The organism is Corynebacterium sp. c25Ua_47 (genome assembly GCF_039907205.1).
GTDB classification, from domain to species: domain Bacteria; phylum Actinomycetota; class Actinomycetes; order Mycobacteriales; family Mycobacteriaceae; genus Corynebacterium; species Corynebacterium hiratae.
In genome coordinates this window covers 146,271-163,442 of record NZ_JASBOH010000002.1, presented here as the reverse complement: position 1 = coordinate 163,442, position 17,172 = coordinate 146,271, and the positions used below count along the sequence as shown (strand labels likewise).

General features: G+C 60.7%; 16 protein-coding genes. 12 read left to right on the top strand and 4 right to left on the bottom strand.

Translation table 11 applies throughout. The features are described from left to right. Nucleotides 1-19: 19 nt before the first annotated feature. The 12 genes from QKE52_RS02990 to secG all read left to right on the top strand — a co-directional run bounded on the left by QKE52_RS02990 (nucleotide 20) and on the right by secG (nucleotide 12,494). Nucleotides 20-658 (top strand): riboflavin synthase, encoded by a 639-nt coding sequence (locus QKE52_RS02990; protein ID WP_347948088.1) that lies wholly within the window; start codon nucleotides 20-22, stop codon nucleotides 656-658. A gap of 11 nt (nucleotides 659-669) precedes the next feature. Further along, nucleotides 670-1,932, top strand: a complete 1,263-nt coding sequence (locus QKE52_RS02985; protein WP_347948087.1) for a bifunctional 3,4-dihydroxy-2-butanone-4-phosphate synthase/GTP cyclohydrolase II — start codon at nucleotides 670-672, stop codon at nucleotides 1,930-1,932. A gap of 75 nt (nucleotides 1,933-2,007) precedes the next feature. Beyond that, on the top strand, nucleotides 2,008-2,490 hold the full coding sequence (ribH, locus tag QKE52_RS02980; protein ID WP_158395443.1) for a 6,7-dimethyl-8-ribityllumazine synthase: 483 nt from the start codon (nucleotides 2,008-2,010) through the stop codon (nucleotides 2,488-2,490). 178 nt (nucleotides 2,491-2,668) lie between these two features. After that, nucleotides 2,669-3,202: a PH domain-containing protein gene (locus QKE52_RS02975; protein WP_185963770.1), complete on the top strand. Its 534-nt coding sequence runs from the start codon at nucleotides 2,669-2,671 to the stop codon at nucleotides 3,200-3,202. Continuing rightward, nucleotides 3,202-5,256 carry an excinuclease ABC subunit UvrC gene (gene uvrC / locus QKE52_RS02970; protein ID WP_347948086.1) on the top strand — a complete coding sequence of 685 codons (2,055 nt, stop codon included), beginning with the start codon at nucleotides 3,202-3,204 and terminating at the stop codon, nucleotides 5,254-5,256. Before QKE52_RS02975 ends, uvrC begins: the two co-directional genes overlap by 1 nt. 62 nt (nucleotides 5,257-5,318) lie before the next feature. Next, nucleotides 5,319-6,200 carry an RNase adapter RapZ gene (gene rapZ / locus QKE52_RS02965; protein WP_070511748.1) on the top strand — a complete coding sequence of 294 codons (882 nt, stop codon included), beginning with the start codon at nucleotides 5,319-5,321 and terminating at the stop codon, nucleotides 6,198-6,200. An 87-nt stretch (nucleotides 6,201-6,287) separates the two neighbouring features. Next, complete coding sequence (gene yvcK, locus QKE52_RS02960) at nucleotides 6,288-7,286, top strand: uridine diphosphate-N-acetylglucosamine-binding protein YvcK (protein ID WP_347948208.1); 999 nt, start codon at nucleotides 6,288-6,290, stop codon at nucleotides 7,284-7,286. 101 nt (nucleotides 7,287-7,387) lie between these two features. Continuing rightward, on the top strand, nucleotides 7,388-8,377 hold the full coding sequence (whiA, locus tag QKE52_RS02955; RefSeq protein WP_046649102.1) for a DNA-binding protein WhiA: 990 nt from the start codon (nucleotides 7,388-7,390) through the stop codon (nucleotides 8,375-8,377). 444 nt (nucleotides 8,378-8,821) lie between these two features. Beyond that, nucleotides 8,822-9,829 (top strand): type I glyceraldehyde-3-phosphate dehydrogenase, encoded by a 1,008-nt coding sequence (gene gap, locus QKE52_RS02950; protein ID WP_070511751.1) that lies wholly within the window; start codon nucleotides 8,822-8,824, stop codon nucleotides 9,827-9,829. A 207-nt stretch (nucleotides 9,830-10,036) separates the two neighbouring features. Continuing rightward, a complete protein-coding gene (locus QKE52_RS02945) occupies nucleotides 10,037-11,254 on the top strand; it encodes a phosphoglycerate kinase (RefSeq protein ID WP_046649104.1) in 1,218 nt (405 codons plus the stop codon). 44 nt (nucleotides 11,255-11,298) lie between these two features. Then, a complete protein-coding gene (gene tpiA / locus QKE52_RS02940) occupies nucleotides 11,299-12,078 on the top strand; it encodes a triose-phosphate isomerase (protein ID WP_046649105.1) in 780 nt (259 codons plus the stop codon). Between the two features lie 182 nt (nucleotides 12,079-12,260). After that, nucleotides 12,261-12,494 carry a preprotein translocase subunit SecG gene (gene secG, locus QKE52_RS02935; RefSeq protein ID WP_046649106.1) on the top strand — a complete coding sequence of 78 codons (234 nt, stop codon included), beginning with the start codon at nucleotides 12,261-12,263 and terminating at the stop codon, nucleotides 12,492-12,494. Between the two features lie 119 nt (nucleotides 12,495-12,613). On the opposite strand, the gene pgl is transcribed toward secG, so the two are convergent. The 4 genes from pgl to tal all read right to left on the bottom strand — a co-directional run bounded on the left by pgl (nucleotide 12,614) and on the right by tal (nucleotide 17,134). Beyond that, nucleotides 12,614-13,375, bottom strand: a complete 762-nt coding sequence (pgl, locus tag QKE52_RS02930) for a 6-phosphogluconolactonase (RefSeq protein WP_046649107.1) — start codon at nucleotides 13,373-13,375, stop codon at nucleotides 12,614-12,616. 55 nt (nucleotides 13,376-13,430) lie between these two features. Next, a complete protein-coding gene (locus tag QKE52_RS02925; RefSeq protein ID WP_046649108.1) occupies nucleotides 13,431-14,363 on the bottom strand; it encodes a glucose-6-phosphate dehydrogenase assembly protein OpcA in 933 nt (310 codons plus the stop codon). 21 nt (nucleotides 14,364-14,384) lie between these two features. Continuing rightward, complete coding sequence (gene zwf / locus QKE52_RS02920; protein ID WP_049157454.1) at nucleotides 14,385-15,917, bottom strand: glucose-6-phosphate dehydrogenase; 1,533 nt, start codon at nucleotides 15,915-15,917, stop codon at nucleotides 14,385-14,387. 128 nt (nucleotides 15,918-16,045) lie between these two features. After that, nucleotides 16,046-17,134, bottom strand: coding sequence for a transaldolase (gene tal / locus QKE52_RS02915; protein ID WP_347948083.1), 1,089 nt, complete (start codon nucleotides 17,132-17,134; stop codon nucleotides 16,046-16,048). Between the last annotated feature and the right edge of the window lie 38 nt (nucleotides 17,135-17,172).

Genomic DNA, 17,172 nt, shown 5'->3' with positions numbered 1-17,172 from the left:
GGGAAGGGGAGTACTAGCTATGTTTACTGGACTCGTTGAAGAAATTGGCCACGTCGATAGCGTGGAGCCGCAGGGTGATGCCGTGCGCCTCGGCGTCGCCGCAACCACCGTGCTGGGGGACGCCCAACTGGGAGATTCCATCGCGGTCAACGGCGTGTGCCTGACCGTTGCTGAGTTGGGAGAAGGAACCTTCACCGCAGATGTCATGAGGGAGTCTTTGAACCGCAGTTCCCTCGGCGAACTCGAAGTGGGCGCGCAGGTCAACCTCGAGCGTGCGGTGCTCCCGACGACGCGCTTGGGTGGCCACATTGTGCAGGGGCACGTCGATGGCACCGGGACCTTGCTGAGCCGCACGCCGTCGGAGCACTGGGAGGTGCTGCGCTTTAGCCTGCCGGCCGAGCTGGAGCGCTACGTGGTGGAGAAGGGTTCCATCGCGGTGCAGGGAACCTCCCTGACGGTATCGGCCTTGTCAGACGGGCAGGGAGAGCCCGACGCGGAGAGCTATTTCGAAGTCTCACTCATTCCCACCACGCTGCGCGATACCGTGTTTGGTTCGATGGCGCCAGGCGCTCGCGTCAACCTCGAGGTAGACGTGGTTGCAAAGTATGTGGAGAAAATGGTTCACCCCAACGCCTCCGCCAGTGGCGCGGAGGGATAGAGTAAGTCCTTATGAGCGCTGCAGATTCAGCTTTTAGTTTAGATAGCGTCGACCAAGCCATCGCGGACATCGCGGCCGGCAAGGCGGTCGTCGTCGTGGACAATGAGGACCGCGAGAACGAAGGTGACCTCATTTTCGCCGCTGAGCTCGCCACCCCGGAGCTCGTGGCCTTTATGGTGCGCTACAGCTCCGGCTACATTTGCGCACCGCTGCTCCCAGAAGACTGCGAGCGTTTGAACTTACCCCCGATGTTCGCGGTGAACCAGGACGTACGGCAGACCGCCTACACCGTCACGGTGGACTTGGCTAATGGTTCCACTGGTATCTCTGCCACCTCACGTTGCGAAACTATCCGCAGGTTGGCCGATCCCTCCTCTAAGTCGTCGGAATTTACCCGCCCCGGACACGTGGTCCCGCTCGCCGCGCGCCCGAATGGCGTGCTCGAACGTGACGGGCACACGGAAGCCGCCATCGATCTGGCTCGCTTGGCAGGCCTTCGCCCAGCTGGCGTGCTCTGTGAGATCGTCTCTGAAGAGGATCCCACGGACATGGCGCGCTCCCCGGAGCTGCGCCGCTTTGCCGACGCCCACGGGCTGACGATGATCTCCATTGAGCAGCTCATCGAGTGGCGTCGCCACAACGAACAGCAGGTTCACCGCCAAGTCGAAACTCGCCTGCCCACCGAGTACGGCGAGTTTCGCGCGGTAGGTTATTCGAATGACGTCGACAAGCGCGAGCATATCGCCCTTTTCGTTGGTGATGTGGAAAGCTATTCCGGTGCCGAGGATGTACCCGTTCGCGTTCACTCTGAGTGCCTTACAGGTGACGTCTTTTCCTCCCAGCGCTGTGACTGTGGTCCGCAGCTGCAGGAATCCCTCCGTGCGGTGCAAGAAGCGGGACGCGGCATCGTCATCTACCTGCGTGGACAGGAAGGACGCGGAATTGGCCTGGTCAACAAGCTCAAGGCCTACCGCCTGCAGGACGAAGGCCTCGATACCGTTGATGCCAACGTGGAGCAGGGCCTGCCGGAGGATGCACGCGAATACTCCGTGGCCGGACAAATCCTACGCGACGTCGGCGTGAAATCCGTGAACCTCTTGACCAATAACCCGCACAAGGGCGAGGGGCTGCAAGGCTTCGGCATTGATGCCACCGCGCGCACAGCGCTGGCTACCCCCGCCACAGCGGAGAACATCAGCTATCTGCGCACCAAGCGTGACCGGATGGGGCATGATCTGCCCCAGGTAGCCGAATGGGATCAGAAACACTCCTAGAGTTGGGGATAAAGCGCTTCAGCGCCCCTAACCATCACGCATTGAGTATCAAGCTTTGAGCACAAGGAGCACACTATGAGCAAGGAAGGCCTGCCCACCCCGAACAATGTCTCCGGGGAAGGTATCCGCGTCGCTGTCGTTACCGCAACGTGGAACGCAGAGATCTGTGATCAGCTGCATCGTCGAGCGCTCGAGACTGCCGAAGCCGCCGGCGCCGCGGTCACGCCCCTGCGCGTGGTCGGGGCCCTCGAACTGCCCGTCGTGGTCCAAGCCGCCGCGCGCACCCATGATGCCGTGGTTGCGTTGGGCTGCGTTGTTCGTGGTGGCACCCCGCACTTTGATTACGTCTGCGATTCCGTGACGCAGGGCCTGACGCGCATCGCGCTCGATGAATCGACCCCAGTGGCTAATGGAGTTCTGACGGTCAACGACTATGAGCAAGCCGTCGATCGCGCCGGCTTTGCGGACTCTGAAGAGGATAAAGGTGCCGAGGCCATGCACGCAGCTTTAGAAACCGTGCACACGTTGCGTACACTGAATGAGTCAAACCAAAAGTAGGCTGCCAAGTGCAACCACGCCGCCTGGCGTATCCGGCAGGGGGAGTGGCCTGCCTCAGCGGAGTGATGAGGAGATGGAAAACTCGATGACGGACTCACAGGTGCCTTCCGGGCACGAAGAGCGGGCACAGTCGGCCCATGCCAACCAGTCCTCCGCCTCTTCGCAGCCGGCTGCGTCGATGGCGGCCGGGGGACCAGGACGCGGCATGAGCGATGAGCAAATGCTGGCCTATACCAGCGCGGATCCTTTCGCCCAGACGTCGTCCAAGCCCTGGGAGTATGAAGTTACCTCTCCCTACCTGCGCAAGGTGGCCATCATCTGGATCATTCTCGTTATGGCCGCGCACCTTTTCATGGGCTTTACGGTGGGTCTGTCCTTTACCGGCGCGACGGTGACGACGATTGATAAGTTCGCTTTTCCCGGCGTCGGCGTGGTGATTTCCATTTTGTCTTGGCTGGCGCTGACTCGCCCGCGGCTGCGCGCGAACTCCGACGGGGTGGAGGTCCGCAATATCGTGGGAACCCGTTTCTACCCGTGGCAGGTCATCTACGGACTGTCCTTCCCCGAAGGCTCCCGCATGGCGCGCATCGAGCTTCCGGACTTTGAATACGTGCCGGTCTGGGCCCTGCAGTCGGGCGATAAGGACGACGTGATCACCAATGTCCGCTCTTTCCGCGACCTAGAAGCCCGTTACATGCCGCAGGATGACTAGTGGCTGATCCCTCTCAGTACCGTCCCGCGCCCGGAAGCATCCCTACAGATCCGGGCGTTTATAAGTTCCGTGATGAGAACCGCCGGGTCGTCTATGTGGGCAAGGCAAAGAACCTGCGGGCACGGTTATCCAACTACTTCCAGGACATCACTCAACTACACCCGCGCACTCGCCAGATGGTGCTGACGGCGGCCTCGGTGGAATGGACCGTGGTGGCCAGCGAGGTGGAAGCGCTGCAGCTGGAGTACACGTGGATTAAGCGCTTCGATCCGCGCTTTAACGTGATGTACCGCGATGATAAGACTTATCCCATGCTCGCGGTATCCGTTGGGGAGACCATTCCGCGTGCGTTTTTCTACCGGGGCCCACGCCGCAAAGGCGTGCGCTATTTCGGTCCCTATTCCCATGCCTGGGCGGTGCGTGAATCCCTGGATCTTCTCACTCGCATCTTTCCCATGCGTACCTGCGCCAAGGGTGTGTTCAACCGCCACGAGCGCTTGGGGCGGCCCTGCTTGCTGGGGTATATCGGCAAGTGCGATGCCCCCTGCATCGGCCGCGTTAGCCCGGAAGAACATCGCGACACCGTTAACCAACTCATCAGCTTCATGAACGGTAACACCGCACCCGTTCGCAAGCGGGTCACGCAGCGCATGGAGGAGGCTGCGGAGAACCTGGAGTTTGAATTGGCGGCCCGCCTGCGCGATGACTTGGGTGCCATCGACAAGTTGATGGAGCAGCAGGCAGTGGTGTTGCCTGATGGCACGGATGCGGACCTCATTGCGTTTAGCTCGGATGAACTGGAAGCTGCAGTCCAGATCTTCCATGTGCGTTCGGGACGCATCCGCGGGCAGCGCGGCTGGGTTGTGGAGCGTTCCGGAGATCAGGCAACGACTGACGCGGTGCGCGAAGGCGAGCCAGATCCTGGTCTGCCGGCTTTGATTCAAAACTTCCTTATTCAGTTCTATTCTGACGCGGCAGAACGCCAGCGCCTAGAGGCTGAAGAAGACGCGAAGTTGGAGCGTAGGGGAGTGGACCAGGAATCCCATGCCGAGGAGCATCGTGGAAACGCTATTCCGCGGGAGATCTTGGTCCAGGAACTGCCCGATGAAGCCGATGAGGTCAAGATCGTTTTGGAGGAGCTGCGTGGCGCCCAGATCGATCTGCGCGTTCCGCAGCGAGGGGATAAGCGCGCGCTGATGGAGACCGTCGAGCGCAATGCCAAGGAGCAACTGAAACAGCACAAACTCAAGCGTGTTGGCGACCTCACTGCGCGCTCCGCCGCACTCCAGGAGCTGCAGGAAGCACTGGGCATGGATTCCGCGCCGTTGCGCATCGAGTGCACGGATATCTCCCACATTCAGGGCACCGATGTTGTGGCCTCCCTGGTGGTTTTCGAGGATGGGCTGCCCCGTAAGTCCGACTACCGGCGTTATCGCATCAAGGAAGCGGCGGGCGATGGCCGCTCGGACGATGTCGGTTCCATCGCCGAAGTCACCCGCCGCCGGTTTAAGCATCACCATGACGATAAGCGGGCGGTGCCTGACGAAGAGCTAGAGAACACCACCTTCGCTGAGGAGCTGGTGCGCGAAGAGGCGGCGAGCCAGACCAAACGCAGCTCTTATCCGCCTCAGCTCTTCATCGTAGATGGCGGCGCACCGCAGGTGGCAGCCGCGCAAGCTGTGTTTGATGAGCTCGGCATCGTCGATGTAACACTCATCGGTCTGGCCAAGCGTTTGGAGGAGGTGTGGGTGCCTGGTGATGACGAACCGGTGATTCTACCGCGCAATTCGCAGGCGCTATTTCTACTCCAGCACCTGCGCGACGAGGCCCATCGCGTAGCTATTTCTTATCACCGCCAGCAGCGTTCAAAGCGGATGCGCTCCTCCGTCCTCGACGCGGTCCCGGGCTTGGGGCCGCAGCGTCGCACGGACCTAGTGAAGCACTTCGGCTCGGTAAAGAAGCTCAAGGACGCAAGCGTGGAGGACATTGCTGAGGTGAAGGGATTCGGTCCCAAACTAGCTCAGACCGTCTTTGATCACCTTCACGACTCTTAGGAGGGATTCCCACCGTATTCCTAGACCGGATTCCTACCGTGGCAACCACTTAAGTGGTAAGAATGGAGGCCATGACGTTGTTTGATTCTCCGCCCATTTTGATTACCGGCATGTCGGGCGGCGGCCTGACGTCGGCGGCAAAAGTGTTGGAGGATAAGGGCTACTACGTCGCCCACAACATCCCGCCGAAGGCCATCGTTGACCTCCTGAAGCTGTGTGCGCGTCCGGATTCTCCAGTTACGAAGATCGCCGCGGTCACCGACGTACGCTCCCGCATGTTCCCTGGTTCTTTGGCAGAAACCTTGGATGAACTAGAGCAGCTGGATATGAAGCCGACCCTGCTTTTCCTCGATGCGCGCGATGACGTACTGATTCGCCGCTTCGATTCGGTGCGTCGCACGCACCCGCTGCAGGACGGTGAAACGCTGAAGGCCGGCATCCAACGCGAGCGCGCCGCCGTGCAATCCATTCGTGAGCGTGCGGACATTATCATCGACACGACGAACCTGTCTGTTCATGACCTACGCCGTGCCATCGAGGCTGCCTTCGGTGACATGCGTGGGGAACGCCAGCACGTCACGCTCCAGTCCTTCGGCTTCAAGCATGGTTCTCCGCGGGACGCTGACCTTGTCGTCGACGTCCGTTTTCTTCCCAATCCTTACTGGGTACCGGAACTGCGGGGCTACCGGGGCACCGATGAGCCGGTGTCGGATTACGTTCTGTCCCAAGACGCCGCTGAGCCTTTTATCGAGCGCTTCATCGACATGTTGGACTCGATGCTCACGGGGTATCGCCACGAGGGGAAGAATTTCATCACCGTAGGCATTGGTTGCACGGGTGGGCACCACCGTTCCGTGGCCGTCACGGAAGAGATCGCCCGCCGCCTTAGCGAGCGCGGAGACTTGGACGTGAGCACCCTGCACCGAGACATCGCCCGCGACTAGGCGCGATACGTATCGAGAAGATTCGTATTCATTCCTTTTATTACATGACTGAAAGCTAGTACTTACGTGACGACTCTCCCACTCCACATGGCTAGCCTGGGCGGCGGCCATGGTCTTTATCAAACCTTGCTCGCTGCTCGCCGCACGGGCGCGGAGGCAATCTCTGCCATCGTCACCGTGGCCGATGACGGCGGTTCTTCCGGCCGGTTGCGCCGCGAGATGGACATTATTCCGCCAGGTGATTTGCGCATGGCCCTCGCCGCTTTATCCAGCGATACGGAGGAAGGCCAGCTGTGGGCCGAGACGCTGCAGCATCGTTTTCAGAGCACCGGTGCGATGGCCGGCCACGCCGTGGGCAACCTCCTCATCGCTGGACTCACTGAGGTGTTGGGGGATTTCCAGGCCGCTCTCGATGCCGTTGCACGCTTGACGGAGTCAGCCGGCCGGGTACTGCCAGCCGTGAACTTACCTCTGGAGATTGAGGCGGATGTTTCTGGGCTTGACGACGACCCCCGTATCATTCGCTCGGTCCGCGGCCAGGTGGCTGTTGCATCGACCGTGGGGCAGGTGCGCCGAGTGCGCATCATTCCGGAGAAGCCTGGGGCCAACCCGGAAACCATTAGCGCGCTGCACGACGCGGACCTGATCACCCTAGGTCCTGGTTCCTGGTTTAGTTCCGTTCTTCCACACGTCCTGGTGCCGGATATCGTCGACGCGATTACCTCGTCGGATGCTCTCCGCGTGGTGGTGCTCAATCTTTCTGCTGAGCCGGGTGAGACCCAAGGTTTTTCTGCCGAGCGCCACCTGCATGTCCTAGCACAGCACGCCCCGAGCCTGCGGGTAGACCGCGTTATCGTTGACGCATCCGGGCTTCCGAACGAGTCGGAGCGCGTCTTTGTTCAGCGCGCCGCCAGTGTTCTGGGCGCTACGGCAGTCTTCCGAGACGTGTGCCAATACGATGAAGACGGGAAGTCGATCAATAAGCACTGCCCAGACAAGCTGGCGCAGGTGCTCACCGAGCTTTACACCGAGTATGCCGCCGAACGCGATGCCACAGCGGGAGCCCCAGACACTCATCGCGGTTAAGCGCGCGATAGACTATGGGGCATTCATCGTTCACCGCCGCGTCTCGCCCACGCCAATCTGCGCGGTGCGCTACGTCCACGAGTTGAAAGGGGAGGCACGAGGTGTCTGCGTCATTGACCGATCAGGTCAAGGAGGAACTTACGGCGGTGTCCGTGCCGCGCCAGTCCGCCCGCGCGGCGGAGGTTGCCGCGATCCTCAGGTTCGCTGGCGAGCTCCACATCACCGGGGACCGCGTGATGTACGAGGTGGAACTGGAATCACAAAGCGTAGCGAACCGCCTCGTCACCGCACTCGATGAGCTCTATTCGATTTCCGCCAGCACCCACGTCGCTGGACCCGCGGCTTCGTCCAAGAAGAGTCGTGTGCAAGTGCGCATCACCACCGGTGCCAAGGAACTGACCAGACGCCTTGGTTTGGTAACCCGCTCCGGCCACCCCGTGGTGGGTTTGCCTCCACAAGTCATCTCTGGTTCTGTAGCCGATAATGAAGCAGCCTGGCGCGGCGCCTTCTTGGCGCAAGGTTCCTTGACCGAACCGGGCCGCTCCTCAGCGCTTGAGGTGACTTGCCCGTGCCAGGAGGCTGCACTCGCTCTTGTCGGCTGCGCGCGCCGTTTGGGCGTGGCGGCGAAGACAAAGGAAACGCGCGGCGCGGACCGCGTCGTCGTGCGCGACGGCGACGCCATTGGCGCGCTGCTGACCCGTATGGGCGCCCAAGAGACGCGCCTGACATGGGAAAAGAAGCGCATCCAGAGAGAAGCTCACGATACGTCTCGCCGTCTCGATAATTTCGATGATGCCAACTTGCGCCGCTCTGCCCGCGCGGCCGTGACGGCTGCAGCACGCGTCGAACGCGCGATGGTCATCTTGGGCGATGACGTTCCGGAGCATCTCGCGGATGCCGGCCGCTTGCGCGTGCAGCATCGTGAGGCCTCTTTGGAAGAGCTCGGCCGCCTGGCTGATCCGCCAATGACTAAGGATGCGGTGGCCGGGCGTATTCGGCGCCTTTTGTCTATGGCGGACAAGCGTGCCAAGGAGCTTGGAGTCCCAGATACGACGAAGGCCGTCACTGAGGATCTATTCGAAGAGTCCTAGTTACTCGTGCCCGTTCGGGCATTAGACCGGGGATCACGCCCGATTTCTGTGCGGCTGTTGCCGCATTTCTTTTTGGATTAATCCGCTCTTTTTTGCTTTAGTGAGATATCCCACCCCGCAGTGAAAGTCCTCAACATAATCCCACACAAACGGGCATAACTGCAGGTGTATAGCTCGAGGGTTGTCTCAAATTCTCTGCGACGGCCCAACCACTATACGCCTCTTTTTGGCCTCGTGCGACCACTCGCGTTGGGGACGGGCAGGAGCACTGCGGGATGCACAAACCGTGGGTACTATCGGCCGTGTTGGGAAAACCACCGAGCACGTCACGGAAGTGGCAGGGGCAACGGTTCCGCAAGAACGGTCCACCGCACTGCCTATAAAGACAAAGTCTCGGAAGCCCCCACGATAGAACTTCACTCGATTATTTGAGGAGACATTACAGTGACCATTCGCGTAGGTATCAACGGATTTGGCCGCATCGGCCGCAACTTCTTCCGTGCAGTCGCACAGGGCAACAATGACCTCGAGGTCGTCGCAGTCAACGACCTGACCGACAACGCAACCCTGGCCAACCTGCTCAAGTACGACTCGGTGCTGGGCCGCTTCGACGGTGAGATCGAGCACGACGACGAGTCCATCACCGTCAACGGTCACAAGATTGCAGTCTCCGCAGAGCGCGATCCGAAGAACCTGAACTGGGGCGAGCACAACGTCGACATCGTCATCGAGTCCACCGGTTTCTTCACCGATGGTGAGGCCGCCAAGGCTCACATCGAGGCCGGCGCCAAGAAGGTCATCATCTCTGCTCCTGGTAAGAACGTCGACGCAACCTTCGTCTACGGCGTTAACTCCGATGAGTACGACGCTGAGAAGCACAACGTCATCTCCGCCGCATCCTGCACCACCAACTGCCTGGCCCCGATGGCCAAGGTCCTGCACGAGAAGTTCGGTATCGAGAAGGGCCTGATGACCACCATCCACGCCTACACCGGTGACCAGCGCATCCAGGATGCTCCGCACCGCGACCTGCGCCGCGCCCGCGCCGCAGCCGTCAACATGGTTCCGACCTCCACTGGTGCAGCAAAGGCCGTCTCCCTGGTTCTCCCAGAGCTGGAGGGCAAGCTCGACGGCTACGCAATGCGCGTTCCGACCATCACCGGTTCCGCCACCGACCTGACCTTCCAGGCATCCCGCGACGTCACCGCTGAGGAAATCAACGCTGCTATCAAGGAAGCCGCCACCGGCGAGTTCGGCGAGACCCTGGGTTACACCGAGGATCCGATTGTCTCCACCGACATCATCACCGACTCCCACGGCTGCATCTTCGATGCGGGCATGACCAAGGTTTCCAACGGCAACTTCGTCAAGGTCCTTGGCTGGTACGACAACGAGTGGGGCTACACCAGCCAGCTCGTGCGCACCACCTCCCTGGTTGCCTCCAAGCTCTAAAGTTGACTCTTTAGAATGACCACAGTGAACCAAGCTGTGATCGCCTGTGACAGCTCCACAGGCTAGACACCGGCCCATGCGCCACGCCTCACCCTCCATAATTTCGTGGCGTGCGCTGGGCCGATAGTCGTTTATAAGGAACCAGCACACTTTCCCATTGAATAGCATTAACCTTTAGCTTGAGTACCTACTTTTAAGGAGAACATCATGGCTTTCAAGACTCTGGACGACCTGCTCGCAGAAGGCGTCTCCGGCCGCCACGTCCTCGTCCGTTCTGACTTCAACGTCCCACTTGATGATGAAGGAAACATCACCGACTCCGGCCGCATCACCGCTTCCTTGCCGACCATCAAGGCCTTGATTGAAGGCGGTGCGAAGGTCATCCTGTCGGCGCACTTGGGCCGCCCGAAGGGCGAGGTCAACCCGAAGTACTCGCTGGCCCCAGTAGCAGAAGCTCTGTCTGAGGCACTGGATCAGTATGTCGCCCTCGCCGGGGATGTCAGCGGCGAGGACGCCCACGAGCGCGCTAACGGTCTCAACGAGGGCGATGTCCTGTTGCTGGAGAATGTCCGCTTCGATCCACGCGAGACCTCGAAGGACGAGGCAGAGCGCGGCGCCTTCGCTGACGAACTCGTCGCTCTGGCTGCAGACAACGGTGCCTTCGTCTCCGATGGTTTCGGTGTCGTTCACCGCGCACAGGCGTCCGTGTACGACGTGGCTAAGCGCCTGCCTGCTTACGCCGGCAAGCTCGTGCAGAAGGAAGTGGAAACCCTGGCGGCGGTAGCAGAGAAGCCAGAGCACCCGTACGTTGTCGTTCTTGGCGGCGCCAAGGTATCCGACAAGCTTGGTGTGATTGAGGCGCTCGCCGGTAAGGCCGACAACGTCATCATCGGCGGCGGCATGTGCTACACCCTCCTGGCAGCACAGGGCTACAACGTCCAGAACTCCCTGCTGCAGGAAGACCAGATCGACAACTGCAAGGAGCTGCTGGAGCGCTTCGGCGATAAGATCGTCCTGCCGGTCGACCTCGTCGCTGCCACCGAGTTCAATGCCGATGCAGAAAATAAGGTTGTGGGCCTCGACGGTATCCCGGAGGGATGGATGTCCCTCGATATCGGACCGGAATCGGTGAAGAAGTTCGATGAGGTCATCGCTTCCTCCAAGACCGTCTTCTGGAACGGCCCGATGGGTGTCTTCGAGATGGAAGCCTTCTCCAAGGGCACCGCAGGTGTGGCGCAGTCCATCATCGATGCTACGGCCAAGAATGGTTCCTTCACCGTCGTGGGTGGCGGTGACTCCGCAGCTTCCGTCCGACTGCTCGGCCTCGACGAGGACGGCTTCTCCCACATCTCCACCGGTGGTGGTGCTTCCCTGGAGTTCCTGGAAGGCAAGGAGCTGCCGGGCGTCAAGGTCCTGGAATCCTAATCAACCACCCTCTCAACACAGTCTGACTTCGAGAAAGGCTAATCATGGCACGTACCCCGCTTATCGCTGGTAACTGGAAGATGAACCTCGACCACAAGGAAGCTATCGGCTCCCTCCAGAAGTTCGCTTTCTCCTTGCCGAAGGAATACTACGAAAAGGTCGACGTGGCTTTCATGGTCCCGTTCACCGATATCCGCACGGTTCAGACGCTCGTCGACGGTGACGACCTGCAGTTCACCTATGGCGCGCAGGACATCTCCAAGCACGAGTCCGGCGCCTACACCGGTGAGGTATCCGGCAAGATGCTCTCCGCCCTGGGCTGCTCCTGGGCAGTGGTGGGCCACTCCGAGCGCCGCGAGTACCACGGCGAAACCGACAAGCTCGTCGCAGAAAAGGCCGCGGCAGCGTTGGCCAACGGCATCAGCCCCATCGTGTGCGTCGGCGAGCCCCTGGATGTCCGCGAGAAGGGCACTCACGTCGATTACGTGGTGACCCAGACCCGCAACTCCCTGGAGGGCCTGTCCGCTGAGGATCTGGCAAAGACCGTCATCGCTTATGAACCTGTCTGGGCTATCGGCACCGGCAAGGTTGCTTCCGCTGAGGATGCACAGGAAGTGTGCGCAGCTATTCGTCAGCTCGTCCGCGAGCTCGGCGGCGACGAGGTTGCTGAAGGCATCCGCATCCTCTACGGCGGCTCCGTCAAGGTGGACTCTATCGCGGAGATCGTGGGCAAGCCCGACGTTGACGGTGGTCTCGTCGGCGGCGCCTCCCTCAAGGGCGAGGAGTTCGCAAAGCTGGCGGCTAACGCCGCCCAGGGCGCCTAATCTCCCCGCATCCTGCCGTGGCGGGTCGGAATAGTTTCTGGCCCGTCACGTGGTGTATCATCGAGGATTATTGCGCGCGCTGTCTTCGCGCCCTTTTTTCCACGCGTGACGGTGGCTCACCACGGTGATTCACTAACGCGCGTCATACTCACTGTACATACGCGTAAACAAGGAACTACTTCATGATCTTGGCACTGGAAATCCTCCTCGTGATTGCCGCAATCTTGATGACTATCTTCGTGCTGCTGCACAAAGGTAAAGGTGGTGGCCTGTCGAGCCTCTTCGGCGGCGGCGTGCAGTCCAACCTCTCTGGTTCCACCGTGGTAGAGAAGAACCTTGACCGCTACACCGTGGTCATGGTGGTTATCTGGCTTGCCTGCATCGTGGCTCTGAACCTGCTGCAGGCTTATAGCTAAAAGGTCTTTCGGCCCCGCCGCACATACGCCAAACGCCGCGTCCCTCCTCCAATAAAGGTGAAGGACGCGGCGTTGTAGTTTTCATTGGCGGCCCTAGAGAAGCCGCCGGGGAGCTGTTGTTAGAGACGCTGCGCGGCATCGTCGCTTAAGAACAGCAGCGTTTCCTCAGTGCCCTGAGCACCTGCGGCCGGCCAGTCCTCAGCCGCAGCGCCAGCCACGAGGTGGGAGACAGCCTCGGCCTTCTCCTCACCGGAAACCAGGAACCAAATGCGCTGGGAGCGGTTGATGGCCGGGTAAGTCAACGTAACGCGCTCAGAAGGCGGCTTGGGGGAGTCGTGGACCGCGAAGGCATAGTCGGTGTCTTCATAGACCGCTTCTGAATGCGGGAACAGGGAGTTAATGTGGCCTTCGTGACCCATGCCCAGCAGGTGAATATCGAAGCCTTCCGGCGCAAAGTCACGGATCTCGCCCTCATAGGCTTGTGCTGCGTGCTCCATGGATACGGCTCCCAAGTCATAGCCGTGAATGTGGCGCTCCGGGATATCCACGTGTGCCAAGAGAGCCTCACGGGCTTGGCCCTCGTTAGAGTCCGGATCGCTTACCGGCACGTTGCGCTCATCGCCGAAGAAAACATGGATGCGCGTCCAGTCCACAGCCAATGCTGGGTAGTCGCTGCCTTGCTGTTGAGCGGCGTCGTGAAGCCGTGCCAGCTCGCGCAGCATGCCGATTCCTGCTCCGCCACCGGTGAGCACGACGCGGGCGACACCATCCTTGTGGAGGCCGCCGCCTGGGGCTTGAATCGCCGCAACCGTCTCAATAAAGGCGAGTGCGGCGGAGGATATGAGCTCGTCGATGTCGCTAACGCGGCGAAGCGTGACCATGGTGCAGAAAGATCCTTCTGAATGATGAGACTAGGAAACGATGAAATGATTATGCCTACACACTGTAGTCCACGCGGGCTAAGGCGCGGAGAGCGTGAGCGTATGTCTTATCCGCATCGAGATGGCGGAGTTCTTCCGAAAGCACTTCTGCTTCGGAACGCACCGCGAGGCTAACGAGTGATTCCGGGGAGCCCGGAACACTGACCTTCACTGTCGCAGGGTCAACGACAGTGACGCTAACATCGGCAGTGGGACGTTGGAAAACCACCGAGGTAATCGGGAAGGTACCCGCCGCGCAGTCCGACACAGTACGGGTAACGGGGACGGAGAGGGCGTCGAGAAGCCAGCCGGCAGCAAAGTCGACGGCGGCGTGGTGCTCGGCACCGGAGATCTTCACAGAGGTGATCGGTTCGTGCGGGAACCTGTCGAGGGCCGAAGCGACGATACCGCGCCAGAGGGTGATGGCACCCCACGACATGTCGGAATCTCCGGGCTTATAGCCAGAGGAGAGCACGTGGAGGTCGTACTGATCGACTCCACTGCCGAAGGCAACGTTGGTAATACGGCGCTGGGCCAGCGCACCGATCGGAACAGAGGACGGGGACGGCGGGCATGCCGTAGGCCACCACGCCACGATTGGTGTATCGGGAAGAAGCAGTGGAGTCACTACCGCTTCTGCCTGATCCGCGAGGGCGCCATGCAGGTGCATGACGACGATCTCCGAGGCACCCGCTTCGCCACCGACGCGCAACTCGGCGTCGAGCCGAGTGTCCTCGTCGAGATTTCCAGTAGCGATGACGATGACACGGGAAGGGTGCTCGTGGGAGGCATCGCGCACCGATGCGAGCAGGTTGTCCAGGTCATCGCCCTCTTCGGTCATGACGATGAGCGTGAGGACCCGGCCGGTCGTGAGCGTGTAGTGCTCCTGCATCTCTACAAGCTTCTTAGAGATCTTGCGCGTCGTCGTATCGGGCAAGGGGATAATCATAAGGCCATTCCTCCTAAGGACCTACGGACGGCGCCAGGAATGACCCCGGCGGCGCAGCATTCTATTAGCGGACTCCGGCCCCCACGTGCCAGCGCGGTATTGCTCCGGCTGTCCGATACTGGACCAGTACTCAATGATGGGGTCGAGGATGGACCACGACAGCTCCACTTCCTCGTTGGTGGGGAAGAGGGAGGACTCGTCCAAGAGGGCGTCGAGAATCAGGCGCTCATAGGCTTCCGGCGATTCTTCCGTAAAGGCCTCGGCATAGGCGAAGTCCATGTTGACGTCACGCACCTCCATGGTGGAGCCCGGAACCTTGGAACCAAAGCGCATGGTGACGCCTTCATCAGGTTGGACGCGGATCACCACGGCATTTTGGCCCAGCGCATCGGCTTGGCCCTGATCAAAAGGCTGGTGCGGGGCGGTCTTAAACACCAGTGCAATCTCGGTTACGCGGCGGCCCAGCCGCTTGCCGGTACGCAGGTAGAAAGGAACGCCCGCCCAGCGACGGGAATTAACCTCGAGGGTGCACGCGGCATAGGTCTCCGTCGTGGATTCCGGATCGAATCCTTCCTCCTCCCGCAGGCCCTTGACATACTCTGAGCCCTGCCAGCCGGCGGAGTACTGGCCGCGGGCGGTGGTTTTGTTAAGCGGGTGCACCGCATTGGTAGCGCGCAGCACCTTGATCTTTTCCGCCTGGAGCGCCTCTGGGTCGAAGGAGGAGGGTTCCTCCATGGCGACGAGGGCTAGTAGCTGCAGGAGGTGATTCTGGATGACGTCGCGCGCAGCGCCGATGCCGTCGTAATAGCCGGCACGTCCGCCCAATCCGATGTCTTCGGCCATCGTGATCTGCACGTGATCGATGTAGTGCGCGTTCCACATCGGCTCGAAGATCTGGTTGGCGAAGCGCAGCGCCATGATGTTCTGCACTGTTTCCTTGCCCAGGTAATGATCGATGCGGAACACCGAAGACTCCGGGAAGACGGCATTGACGATCTCATTGAGCTGGCGCGCGGAAGCCTGATCGTGGCCGAAAGGTTTTTCAATGATGACGCGGCGCCAGGAGCTTTCCGTGCTGTCCGCCATGCCGACGCGCTCTAGCTGGTGGCAAATATCGGAGAAGAACTCTGGCGGAACCGAAAGATAATAGGCCCAGTTTCCACCGGTGCCGCGGGAAGCGTTGAGCTCAGACAACCGGGCGGAGAGCCTATCAAAGCCAGCGTCGTCGAAGTTGCCTTGGACAAACTCGATTCCTTTGGCGAGGTGCTCCCACACATGCTCACTGAAGGTCGTTCGGGCACCCGCCTCGGCGGCCTCGCGGACGTAGTCGCAAAAGGCTTGCTTGTCCCAGTCGCGGCGGCCGTAGCCCACCAGCGTGAAGCCGGCGGGCAGCAGCCCTCGGTTGGCTAGGTCGTAGATGGCAGGGAGGAGCTTCTTGCGCGCCAAGTCACCCGTGACGCCGAAAATCACCATGCCGGATGGCCCGGCGATACGTGGCAGGCGTTTGTCCTTCGCGTCGCGCAACGGGTTGACCCACGCGCTGGTAGTGCTCACTAAGTGTCCTTTCGGTCTGTGTGAGATAAGTCCAACAGCTCAGCATAGCGACACGCGCCCCGCCGGCCACAGTTGCATGGCCGTTGGTGGCGCGCGCCGATGGTGAGCACTTAAAACCTCATGCTCTTTTAGGAGAGGCGGTCTGTCATCGAGGCAAGCAGTTCCTCCCATGCATCGACGAACTTGTCGACGCCCTCCTGCTCGAGCACGGTGAAAACATCGGCGAAGTCGATGCCGACAGCCTCCAGCTGTGCCCATACCTTCGCTGCGTCGTCAGAAGCTTCAGTCAGCGTATCGCCGTGCAGGTTCCCCTGCGCAAGAACCGCATCAATGGTCTTCTCGGGCATCGTGTTGACGGTCTCCGGCCCAGCGAGCTCGGAAACGTACAAGGTGGCAGGGTAGTCAGGGTTTTTGACTCCCGTTGACGCCCACAGTGGCCGCTGCGGGTGGGCACCGGAAGGCAAGTCGCTACCGTTGTCCTTGAACTCCTTCAGGAAAAGCGCATAGGCGCGTTGGGCGTTGGCCACGCCGGCCTTTCCACGCAGCGCGAGGGCTTCATCAGAGCCGTTCAACTCGAGGCGCTTGTCGACTTCGGTGTCCAAGCGGGAGACAAAGAAGGAGGCCACGGAGTGAATAGTGGAGACATCCTTACCTGCTTCGGCGGCGCGCTGAATTCCCTCCTTGTAGGCGGCAATCACCTGCGCGTAGCGCTCGACAGAGAAGATCAGGGTGACGTTGACGGAAATACCTTCTGCCAGAGCATCGGAGATGGCGGGCAGGGAACCGTCGGTTGCCGGGATCTTGATCATGAGGTTGGGGCGGTTGACCTTGGACCACAGCTCGCGGGCCTGTGCCAAGGTTGCCTCCGCATCCGCAGAGATGCGTGGATCAACCTCGATGGACACTCGGCCGTCCCGGCCATCACTTGATTCATAGATCTCGGTGAAGAGATCGCAGGCATTGCGGACATCGTCTATGGCGAGCGAGTACACCGCCTCGTCCGCGGTAGCGGACTTTTCCTTCAGCGCTGCGATGTCGGCATCGTAGGAGGTGCCGGAGGACATTGCGGCAGCAAAGATTGCCGGGTTCGTGGTGACACCCACGATGGACTTGGTGTCGAGGAGTTCGCGGAGGTTGCCGGAATCCAAGCGCTCGCGGGAGAGATCATCGAGCCACGTCGAGGTACCGAGACGGGCCAGCTCATCAATATGTGTCATGGTGTGTGCAGGGTCCTTTCGTAGTGGACAGCAGTAGG

Coding starts and splice junctions, on each gene's coding strand:
- QKE52_RS02945 (WP_046649104.1), top strand. CDS start 10,037: ATGGCTTTCAAGACTCTGGACGACCTGCTCGCAGAAGGCGTCTCCGGC.
- QKE52_RS02975 (WP_185963770.1), top strand. CDS start 2,669: ATGGCGGCCGGGGGACCAGGACGCGGCATGAGCGATGAGCAAATGCTG.
- ribH (WP_158395443.1), top strand. CDS start 2,008: ATGAGCAAGGAAGGCCTGCCCACCCCGAACAATGTCTCCGGGGAAGGT.
- QKE52_RS02990 (WP_347948088.1), top strand. CDS start 20: ATGTTTACTGGACTCGTTGAAGAAATTGGCCACGTCGATAGCGTGGAG.
- QKE52_RS02925 (WP_046649108.1), bottom strand. CDS start 14,363: ATGATTATCCCCTTGCCCGATACGACGACGCGCAAGATCTCTAAGAAG.
- tpiA (WP_046649105.1), top strand. CDS start 11,299: ATGGCACGTACCCCGCTTATCGCTGGTAACTGGAAGATGAACCTCGAC.
- secG (WP_046649106.1), top strand. CDS start 12,261: ATGATCTTGGCACTGGAAATCCTCCTCGTGATTGCCGCAATCTTGATG.
- yvcK (WP_347948208.1), top strand. CDS start 6,288: ATGGCTAGCCTGGGCGGCGGCCATGGTCTTTATCAAACCTTGCTCGCT.
- rapZ (WP_070511748.1), top strand. CDS start 5,319: ATGGAGGCCATGACGTTGTTTGATTCTCCGCCCATTTTGATTACCGGC.
- QKE52_RS02985 (WP_347948087.1), top strand. CDS start 670: ATGAGCGCTGCAGATTCAGCTTTTAGTTTAGATAGCGTCGACCAAGCC.
- pgl (WP_046649107.1), bottom strand. CDS start 13,375: ATGGTCACGCTTCGCCGCGTTAGCGACATCGACGAGCTCATATCCTCC.
- tal (WP_347948083.1), bottom strand. CDS start 17,134: ATGACACATATTGATGAGCTGGCCCGTCTCGGTACCTCGACGTGGCTC.